7 protein-coding genes are annotated in these 10,002 nt (G+C 73.9%); 4 read left to right on the top strand and 3 right to left on the bottom strand.

Annotated features, from left to right (window positions below):
• Positions 1 to 166 precede the first annotated feature (166 nt).
• Both ACF1GV_RS41230 and ACF1GV_RS41235 read left to right on the top strand, forming a co-directional pair.
• On the top strand, positions 167 to 637 hold the full coding sequence (locus ACF1GV_RS41230; RefSeq protein ID WP_391692109.1) for a Dps family protein: 471 nt from the start codon (positions 167 to 169) through the stop codon (positions 635 to 637).
• Positions 638 to 729: 92 nt separating this feature from the next.
• Positions 730 to 1,062, top strand: a complete 333-nt coding sequence (locus ACF1GV_RS41235; RefSeq protein ID WP_391692111.1) for a hypothetical protein — start codon at positions 730 to 732, stop codon at positions 1,060 to 1,062.
• A gap of 78 nt (positions 1,063 to 1,140) precedes the next feature.
• On the opposite strand, the gene ACF1GV_RS41240 is transcribed toward ACF1GV_RS41235, so the two are convergent.
• The 3 genes from ACF1GV_RS41240 to ACF1GV_RS41250 all read right to left on the bottom strand — a co-directional run bounded on the left by ACF1GV_RS41240 (position 1,141) and on the right by ACF1GV_RS41250 (position 8,172).
• Entirely contained in the window at positions 1,141 to 1,983 is an 843-nt protein-coding gene (locus tag ACF1GV_RS41240; RefSeq protein ID WP_391692113.1) for an Fpg/Nei family DNA glycosylase, read from the bottom strand.
• A gap of 25 nt (positions 1,984 to 2,008) precedes the next feature.
• Positions 2,009 to 7,012, bottom strand: coding sequence for an ATP-dependent helicase (locus ACF1GV_RS41245; RefSeq protein ID WP_391692115.1), 5,004 nt, complete (start codon positions 7,010 to 7,012; stop codon positions 2,009 to 2,011).
• A 215-nt stretch (positions 7,013 to 7,227) separates the two neighbouring features.
• Entirely contained in the window at positions 7,228 to 8,172 is a 945-nt protein-coding gene (locus ACF1GV_RS41250) for a hypothetical protein (RefSeq protein WP_391692117.1), read from the bottom strand.
• A gap of 81 nt (positions 8,173 to 8,253) precedes the next feature.
• Here ACF1GV_RS41250 and ACF1GV_RS41255 point away from each other — a divergent pair, with 81 nt between their 5' ends.
• Together ACF1GV_RS41255 and ACF1GV_RS41260 are read left to right on the top strand one after the other, a co-directional pair.
• Positions 8,254 to 8,448 carry a DUF3046 domain-containing protein gene (locus ACF1GV_RS41255; protein ID WP_391692119.1) on the top strand — a complete coding sequence of 65 codons (195 nt, stop codon included), beginning with the start codon at positions 8,254 to 8,256 and terminating at the stop codon, positions 8,446 to 8,448.
• Positions 8,449 to 8,570: 122 nt separating this feature from the next.
• Positions 8,571 to 9,866 carry an AI-2E family transporter gene (locus ACF1GV_RS41260; protein ID WP_391692121.1) on the top strand — a complete coding sequence of 432 codons (1,296 nt, stop codon included), beginning with the start codon at positions 8,571 to 8,573 and terminating at the stop codon, positions 9,864 to 9,866.
• The last annotated feature ends 136 nt before the right edge of the window (positions 9,867 to 10,002 follow it).

Consider the following 10,002-nt stretch of genomic DNA (forward strand, 5'->3'; position numbering starts at 1 on the left):
GCCCCGGCCGGGGCTTCTCCGGAACGAACGGAGAAGCGCGGTCGGGGTTTTTGCGTGCCCGCGCCCTTTGCTGCGCGGCGTTCGCAGGCGCTTTTGGTCCATTTGCCGGTCCTGGATGGGGCCGTCATGGTGGAGGGGACGACCGGGTGAACCAACGGAGGCGTGGATGAACGTCGTGAAGAGCCCCCTGTCCGACTCCGACCTGAAGACCGTCGGCGAGGCCCTGCAGGGCGCGCTCGTCGACCTGGTGGACCTGTCGCTGGTCGCCAAGCAGGTGCACTGGAACGTCGTCGGGCCGCGGTTCAGGTCCGTGCACCTCCAGCTGGACGAGGTCGTCGACAGCGCGCGCACCCACATGGACACGGTCGCGGAGCGGGCGTCCGCGCTGGGCGTGTCGCCGGACGGCCGGGCCGCGACGGTGGCCGCCGGCAGCGGCCTCGGCCAGGTCTCCGAGGGCTGGATCAAGGACGCGGACGCGGTGCGCACTCTGGTGGAGGCGCTCGGTGCGGCGATCACCCGGATGCGGGAACGCGTGACGTCGACCGCCGATCCCGACCCGGTCAGCCAGGACATCTTCATCCAGATCACGCAGGATCTCGAGAAGCACCACTGGATGTTCCAGGCCGAGAACAGCTGACGGCCGGGCCCGACGATGCCCCGGTGTGCCGCTCCCGCGCCCTGGCGGCCTCCGGGGCGTCCTTCCGGCGTCCGGCTCGAGGTGGTGGTGGCATGGCGGGGCGGACGGCACGCTGGGGCGCGATAGCGCGCTGCGGGGCCGGGGCGGGCCTCGCAGCGGTGTGGTGGTGGGCCGTCCTGCGGCTCGCCCTCAGCCCCGCGGCAGGGGCTCTGGAGGGCGCCGTGGCGGCCGGCGGCTGGGGGCTGAGCCTGCTGCCGGTGCACTGCGTGCCCAAGAGGCGGGCCGCGGGGGCGGTTCGTGCCGGGCGGTGGCGGGAGGCGTGGGGCGCGGGCGCGGTGCGTTCCGGTGCGGTGGATCCGGGCGAGAGGAGCGGGGACACCCCGGCTGCGGGACACCCCCGTTCGGGCGAGGAGTCCGGCCCCTGAAGGCCGACGCACAGCCTGCCGGGCACCGGGTGGGCCGCGCCGACGCAGGGCTTGCCGGTTACCAGGTCGGCCTGGTCTTCACGGCGTCGTGCGGTACCGGGACCGGGGGCCGCCCGGCGGGGCCGGGGTGGGCGCCGGTCCCGTCTGGCACCTCGGACACCAGTACGTCGGGCGTTCACGGGATCCGTCGCCCTGGTCGGCCACCCGGATGGAGGTGCCGCAGCGCAGACAGGGGCGGGGCGCGCGGCCGTAGACGAACAGGTCCTGGCCCCGTCGGCCCGTCGTGGCGCGGACCGGGCGGTCGCGGTTGACCTCCAGCAGCTTCTTGGCCAGCGCGGGCAGCTGCGCGGCGCGCTCGGCGGGCAGGGCACCGACCGGGAGCCAGGGGGTGACGCCCAGCAGGAAGCACAGCTCGCTCTTGTAGATGTTGCCGATTCCGGCGAGATTGCGCTGGTCGAGCAGGGCCTCGCCGAGCGGGCGCGCGGGGTCCCGCAGCAGGTTGGCCAGCGCACGGTCGCCGTCCCAGTCCGGGCCGAGCAGGTCGGGTCCGAGGTGGCCGACGAAGTGTTCTTCTTCGGTGGTGCGCAGCAGGTCCAGCACCGGTAGGCGGTAGCCGACTGCCGTGCGGTCGGCGGTGCCGAGGATCGCGCGTATCTGGTGTGCGGGGCCGCCGCTCCAGCGCTGACCGGGGGCGTACACCCTCCAGGAGCCGTCCATCTTCAGGTGCGAGTGCAGGGTCAGGCCGCCCTCGATGCGGGTCAGCAGGTGCTTGCCGCGCGGGGTGACGTCCAGGACGGCGCGGCCGGTGAGGTCGACCGTGGCGTACCGGGGGACGCGCAGGTCGCTGCGGGTCAGCACGCTGCCCGCGAGGGCTCCGTGCAACCGCTTCGCGGCCTGCCAGACCGTGTCACCTTCGGGCATGGGTCAAGGGTGGCATGCGGCGCCGTCAGGCCCGTAGCCGCAGACCGCGGGGGGTCGCGATGAAGCCGGCTCCTTCCAGGAGGGTGCCGAAGGGGGAGGTCAGGGCGGAGGCGCCGTTGACGCGTTCCACCGTGACCGTGCCGAGCGAACCCGCGCGGGCCGCCGCTGCCAGGGCCTCCGCTGCCGCCCGCAGACGCGGATCCTCGCTCGCCTCGCCGTCCGGCTCTGCGGGCCAGGCCAGCAGGGTCTTGCCGCCGCGCTCCATGTACAGCGCCAGGTCACCGTCGACCAGGACCACGAGGGAGCCCGCCTTGCGGCCCGGTTTGTGCCCGGCGCCGGTCGGCGGCTCGGGCCAGGGCAGGGCGGCGCCGTAGGCGTTGGCCGGGTCGGCGGCGGCGAGGACGACGGACCGGGTGGCGGCGGTCGGGTCGGCGCGGCGGTTGCCGTACGTGCCGTGGTTGCCGAAACGGCGGTCGTACCCGCCTGGCGTGCCGCCGCCGGTGTCGTAGCCGCCGCCGTAGCCGTCGTACGGTGAGCCGGCGCCGTGGCCCGGACCGCCGCCTCGGGGGCCGCCGGCGCCCGGGGATGCGAAGTCGCGCGGGGAGAAGTAGTCGCCGGGGGAGAGCGGGAAGTCCGGAAACTGCGTGCCGTCGGGCGCGTCGAAGGCCCTGGTCCAGTCGGCGTCGGTGGCGGGGAAACCGTCGGACGGAGGACCGCCGGGGCTGCCGTGGCCGTCGCCGTCCGGGGCGCCGAAGCCTGCCGGGGCCGCTGCCCTCGCGGCGTCACCGCGCTCGCGGGCGTTGGCCACCGCGCGCAGCCGGTCGACCGCGCCGTCCATGGCGAACTGCGCGGCGCCGAGGCCCTCCACCACGTACCCGCGACGGGCCTGCCCGCTCTCCTCGAACACGGACAGGACGCGGTACACCGCCGAGAAGCCGCCCTCGACGCCCTCCGCGCCGACGGCGCCCCGCGTCACCACGCCGTGCCGGTCGAGCAGCGTACGGGCCAGGGCGTGGGCGCGGACCGTGGGGTCCGGCTCCTGCGCCGGGAGCAGGGACCAGCGGCCGGCGACGGTCGGCGGGCCGCTGCGGGAGGCGGGGCGCGCCGCGGCGGTCAGGGAGCCGTAGCGGCCGCGCGGGGCCGCGCGTTTGGCGCGGTGGGCGGTGGAGCCCGCGGTGCGGCCGGAGCCCAGCAGGGAACGCATCGGGGCGAGCGTGTCGTTGGTGAGCCGGCCGGACCAGGCCAGGTCCCACAGGGCGTCGGCCAGTTGGGGGTCGGTGGCGTCGGGGTGGGTGGTGGCCCGTACCTGGTCGGCGATCTGACGGAAAAACAGGCCGTAGCCGCCGGACAGAGTGTTCAGTACGGACTCGTGCAGGGCCGTCGGCTCCATCGGGTGCGGCGGCGGCAGGAGCAGCGGGGCCGCGTCCGCCAGGTAGAGGGAGACCCAGCCGTCCTTGCCGGGCAGTGCGCCCGCACCGGCCCAGACGATCTCTCCGGCGGCGGTGAGTTCGTCGAGCATCGCAGGGGTGTAACCGCTGACGCGGGACGGCAGGACGAGCTTCTCCAGGGCGGAGGCGGGCACGGACGCGCCCTGCAACTGCTCCACGGCCCGCACGAGTCCGTCGACGCCGCGCAGCGCGTGGCCCTTGCCGATGTGCTGCCACTGCGGCAAAAACTGGGCGAGCGCGGCCGGCGGCACGGGCTCCAGTTCGTGGCGCAGCGCGGCCAGGGAACGGCGGCGCAGCCGGCGCAGTACGGCCGCGTCACACCACTCCTGACCGATGCCGGCGGGGTGGAACTCGCCCTGGACGACCCGGCCGGCCGCGGCGAGCCGCTGCAGGGCGCCGTCGGTGACCGCGACGCCCAGCCCGAACCGCGCGGCGGCGGTGGCCGACGTGAAGGGGCCGTGGGTGCGGGCGTAGCGGGCGAGGAGGTCGCCCAGCGGGTCCTTGACGGGCTCGGTGAAGGCCTCGGGGACCCCGACCGGCAGGGCGGTCCCGAGCGCGTCGCGCAGCCGGCCCGCGTCCTCGATCGCCGCCCAGTGGTCCCGGCCGCCGATGCGGACCCGGATGGCCCGGCGGGCCGCGGCCAGTTCATGCGCCCACGGGGGCTCGGCGCCGCGCTCGACCAGCTCCGCCTCGGTGAGCGGGCCGAGCACGCGCAGCGCGTCCGCCACGCCCTCGACGTCCTTGATGCGCCGGTCCTCGGTGAGCCACTGCAGCTCCCGCTCCAGCTCGGTGAGCACCTCGGCGTCGAGCAGTTCGCGCAGCTCCGCCTGGCCCAGCAGCTCGGCCAGCAGCCGGGAGTCCAGCGACAGCGCGGCCGCGCGGCGCTCGGCGAGCGGGGAGTCGCCCTCGTACAGGAACTGGGCGACGTACCCGAAGAGGAGGGAGCGGGCGAACGGGGACGGTTCCGGGGTGGTCACCTCGACCAGGCGCACCTTGCGGGACTCCAGGTCGCCCATCAGTTCGGTCAGGCCGGGGACGTCGAAGACGTCCTGGAGGCACTCGCGGACCGCTTCCAGGACGATCGGGAAGGAACCGAACTCGCTCGCCACCTCGAGCAGTTGTGCGGCGCGCTGGCGCTGCTGCCACAGCGGGGTGCGCCGGCCGGGGTTGCGGCGCGGCAGCAGCAGCGCGCGGGCGGCGCACTCGCGGAAGCGGGCGGCGAACAGGGCGGAGCCGCCGACCTGGTCCGTGACGACCTGGTCGACCTCGCCCTTGTCGAAGACCACGTCGGCCGCGCCGACCGGGGCCTGGTCGGCGTCGTACTCCGTGCCCGCCTTCGCCGGCTGCTGATCGAGCAGCTCCAGGCCCATCAGGTCGGCGTCCGGCAATCGCAGCACGATGCCGTCGTCGGCGTGCATGACCTGCGCGTCCATGCCGTACCGCTCGGCGAGGCGGGCGCCGAGCGCGAGCGCCCACGGGGCGTGCACCTGGGCGCCGAAGGGGGAGTGCACCACGACCCGCCAGTCGCCGAGCTCGTCACGGAAGCGCTCCACGACGATCGTGCGGTCGTCGGGGATGTGGCCGCAGGCCTCCCGCTGTTCGTCCAGATACGCCAGTACATTGTCCGCGGCCCAGGCGTCCAGCCCGGCCGCGAGCAGCCGCAGCCGCGCGTCGTCCCGGTCGAGGGAGCCGACCTCGCGCAGGAAGGCGCCGACCGCACGGCCCAGTTCCAGCGGGCGGCCCAGCTGGTCGCCCTTCCAGAAAGGCAGCCGGCCCGGCACGCCCGGCGCCGGGGAGACCAGGACCCGGTCGCGGGTGATGTCCTCGATGCGCCAGGAGCTGGTGCCCAGCGTGAAGACGTCACCGACCCGCGACTCGTAGACCATCTCCTCGTCCAGCTCGCCGACCCGGCCGCCGCCCTTCTTCGGGTCGGACCCGGCGAGGAAGACCCCGAACAGGCCACGGTCGGGGATCGTGCCGCCCGAGGTCACCGCGAGGCGCTGGGCGCCGGGGCGGCCGGTGACCGTGCCGGCGACGCGGTCCCACACCACGCGCGGGCGCAGCTCGGCGAACGCGTCGGACGGATAGCGGCCCGCCAGCATGTCGAGCACGGCGGTGAACGCCGACTCCGGCAGCGACGCGAAGGGCGCGGCGCGGCGCACCACGGTGAGCAGGTCGTCGACCTGCCAGGTGTCCAGCGCCGTCATGGCGACGAGCTGCTGGGCGAGCACGTCGAGCGGGTTGGCGGGCACTTTCAGCGACTCGATGGCGCCGGTGCGCATCCGCTCGGTGACCACGGCCGCCTGCACCAGGTCGCCCCGGTACTTGGGGAACACCACGCCCGTGGACACCGCGCCCACCTGGTGGCCCGCGCGGCCGACGCGCTGCAGGCCGGAGGCGACCGAGGGCGGCGACTCGACCTGGACGACGAGGTCGACGGCGCCCATGTCGATGCCCAGCTCCAGGCTGGACGTCGCCACCACGGCGGGCAGCCGGCCCGCCTTCAGGTCCTCCTCGACCAAGGCCCGCTGCTCCTTCGACACCGAGCCGTGGTGAGCGCGAGCGATGACCGCCGGGGCGCCCTGGGCCGCGCCCGAGCCGCCCATCAGCTCGGCCGGCGCATGGTGCTCGTCCAGCGTCTCCCCGGTCGCCCGCTCGTAGGCGATCTCGTTGAGCCGGTTGCACAGGCGCTCGGCGAGACGACGGGAGTTCGCGAAGACGATCGTGGACCGGTGGGACTGCACGAGGTCGGCGATCCGCTCCTCCACGTGCGGCCAGATCGAGGGCCGCTCCGCGCCTTCGGAGGCGTCGGCGGCCGGGGAGCCGCCCAGCTCGCCCATGTCCTCGACCGGGACGACGACCGACAGGTCGAACTCCTTGCCCGACTCGGGCTGGACGATCTCCACCTTGCGGCGCGGCGAGAGATAGCGGGCGACCTCGTCGACCGGGCGGACGGTCGCCGACAGGCCGATACGGCGGGCGGGCTTCGGCAGCAGCTCGTCCAGCCGCTCCAGGGACAGCGCGAGATGCGCCCCGCGCTTGGTGCCCGCCACCGCGTGCACCTCGTCCAGGATCACCGTCTCCACACCGGCCAGCGCGTCACGTGTGGCCGAGGTCAGCATCAGGAACAGCGATTCCGGGGTGGTGATCAGGATGTCCGGCGGCCGTGTGGACAGCGCGCGGCGCTCGGCCGGCGGGGTGTCACCGGAGCGGATGCCGACCTTCACCTCCGGCTCCGGCAGGCCGAGGCGGACGGACTCGTGGCGGATGCCGGTCAGCGGGCTGCGCAGGTTGCGCTCCACGTCGACGGCCAGGGCCTTCAGCGGGGAGACGTACAGCACCCGGCAGCGCTTCTTCGGGTCGGCCGGGGGCGGGGTGGAGGCGAGCTGATCCAGGGCGGCGAGGAACGCGGCCAGGGTCTTGCCGGAGCCGGTGGGAGCGACCACCAGCACGTCCGACCCCGCACCGATGGCCTGCCACGCGCCCGCCTGGGCGGCCGTGGGCGCGGAGAAGGCCCCCGTGAACCAGCCGCGGGTCGCGGGGGAGAAGCCGTCGAGGGCCGGATGGGCGGAGCTGACCATGCGTCCATCCTGCACCCACCCACTGACAACGGCCTTGAGCTGCGGGGACGCGCGGCGGCTCCGGGCAGTCTCGGTGCCAGGCGGGGCGGGGCGGGACCGGGCGGGTCACTGCGCCAGGCCCAGTCGCGGAGGCGGAGGCGGGGTGCTGGGTGGGGACGGGCGGTCCTGGCCGGGCCCCCGTGCTGCCACCCGCCGGAGCCTCCCGCTCCACCCGCTCACCCGATGGAGCGGCCGTACGCCCTGAGCGTGCGCAGTGCCTCGATGGTCACCATGGGCCGCGCCTCCAGCACCGTGCCCGGTGCCCACTGGCGCCACCGGACCGGCCAGCCGCCGTCCTCCCGCTGCTCGCTCGCCAGATGGTCCAGGGACCGCGCCATCTCGTCGTCGGTGAACCACGCGCGCGCGAGCGAGTCCGGCCCAGGCGCGAAGTCGTACGGGAAATGGTGCTCGCCCGGGGCGTAGCCCGGCGCGACCGGGTAGGCCTCGAGGTCGTCGGGGTCCAGGGCGGCGAGCCGGTGCTCCCGCACCAGCCGCCCCAGGCGGTCCGCCGCTGCATGCGCACGCGCCTGGTCGGGCGCGGAGTCCAGGAAGGCGACGGCGGCCTCGATCTCGTACGGATGGGACTTCTCCAGCGACTCGATGCGCTGCCAGCAGAAGTCGGTGGCCCGGAAGAGCCACGCGTGCCAGACCTCGTTGCGGTGCAGCAGGCCCACCACGGGCCCGGTCGCGAGCAGCTCGCTCGGCGGATCGTCCACGATCGGGAGGAACGGCGCCGCCGGATAACCCCGCTGGCTGGGATGGATGGCCGGCAGCGCGCCTTCGGCCGTGGACACCGAGGTCAGATAGCGGCACACGCGTTCCACACGCTGCCCTGCGCAGCGCCCGATGCGGTCCAGCACGCGCAGCGCGTGCGCGGTGTGCAGCGGCTGGCTGACCGGACCGCGCAGATCCGGTTCCAGGGCGTGGCCGTATCCGCCGTCGGGGTTGCGGTAGGCGTCCAGCGCTGTTTCCACCGGGTCGGCGTCGCCCCGCAGGAAGTGGTACGCGAACAGACGCTGCTCCAGCACGCGCGCGGTGAGCCAGACGAAGTGCTCGGCGCGCGAGAGCGGGGAGCGCGCCGGGGGCGTGGAGAGGAGTGGGGATGCTCCGGTTTCGGCCATGGATCAGACGGTAGGCCGCAAAGCGGTCTCGGTGAGCGGTCCCGGGCCGGAGCCCACTCCCAGGGGCGGGATACTGATGGCATGCGGTTGACGGTCTTCTGGGAACGGATGGCGGAGCACTTCGGTGCGGGCTACGCCGACACCTTCGCGCGCGACCACGTGATGTCGGAGCTGGGCGAGCGCACGGTGCACGAGGCGCTGTCCGCCGGCTGGGAGGCCAAGGACGTGTGGCGTGTGGTGTGCACGGTGATGAACGTTCCGCAGGAGAGGCGCTGAGCGCGGCCGTGAGGACGACGGGACCCGTCCGGGACGGGAAGTCGCGGTCAAGATCGCGGGACGGCCGCTTGCCGATCGCGGGCCGGTGAAGGGTTGTCAGTGGCGTCAAGGAGACTTGGTCCGTGGCATCCACTGACGACACCGGGCAGTCCGCCCCCCAGGCATCCCCCGACGGCACGACGCCGCCCACCCGGCCCCCGGCCGTGAGCGACGCCGGGCCGGCCGCCCGCATGCCCCGCTGGCTGCCGCGCGCCATGGTGCTCGCGCTCGCCCTCATCGCCGCCTTCCAGCTGGGCAGCTGGGCGTTCCACCAGCTCACCGGGCTGCTGATCAACATCCTCATCGCGTTCTTCCTGGCCCTGGCCATCGAACCCGCGGTCAGCTGGATGTCCTCCCGCGGCCTGCGCCGCGGTCTCGCCACGTTCCTGGTCTTCCTCGGCCTGCTGATCGTCTCCGCAGGGTTCGTCACCCTCCTGGGCTCGATGCTCGCCGGCCAGATCATCAAGATGATCGAGCACTTCCCCGACTACCTCGACTCGCTCATCCACTGGATCAACAGCACCTTCCGTACCGACCTCAAGCGGCTGGACATCCAGCAGGGGTTGCTCCGCTCCGACTGGCTGAAGAAGTACGTGCAGAACAGCGCGGCCGGCGTGCTGGACGTGTCCACGCAGGTCCTCGGCGGTCTCTTCCAGCTGCTGACCATCGGCCTGTTCTCCTTCTACTTCGCCGCCGACGGACCCCGGCTGCGGCGCGGCATATGCTCGGTGCTGCCGCCCGCCCGCCAGGCCGAGGTGCTGCGCGCGTGGGAGATCGCCGTCGACAAGACCGGCGGTTACCTGTACTCGCGCGGGCTGATGGCGCTGATCTCGGCCGTCGCGCACTACGTCATGCTGCAGGCCCTCGGCATCCCGTACGCGCCCGTGCTCGGCATGTGGGTCGGTGTGGTGTCACAGTTCATCCCCACCATCGGCACGTATCTCGCCGGCGCGCTGCCGATGCTGATCGCCTTCACAGTCAACCCGCTGTACGCGGTCTGGGTGCTGATCTTCGTGGTGGTCTACCAGCAGTTCGAGAACTACATGCTGCAGCCGAAGCTGACCTCGAAGACCGTCGACATCCATCCCGCGGTCGCCTTCGGCTCGGTCATCGCCGGCACCGCCCTGCTCGGCGCGGTCGGCGCGCTCATCGCCATCCCCGCGGTCGCCACGCTGCAGGCCTTCCTGGGCGCGTACGTGAAGCGTTACGCCGTCACGGACGACCCCCGCGTCCACGGCCACCGCAGCCGCGGCACGGGAGCGGGTGTGCTCACCCGGGCCCGGGGCCTGTGGGGGCGGGGACAGCTGCGCGGTGGCGACGAGGAGCGCCGGGACGAGGCGAACAGGGGCGCCTCCGGCGACGGGCGGCCCGGCGCGTGAGCACCGGGCCAGGGACGCACACCGCCCGGACGGCCGCTAGTTGTATTGATCACGAGCGTTGTTGACAGCCACGGGGCTTGATCATGGCGAAGACCTCCGGTGTGGTGGAGCTGTCTAGGACTGCACCGCACGGAGG

The sequence above is a fragment of the Streptomyces sp. NPDC014006 genome, assembly GCF_043088925.1.
GTDB lineage: Bacteria > Actinomycetota > Actinomycetes > Streptomycetales > Streptomycetaceae > Streptomyces.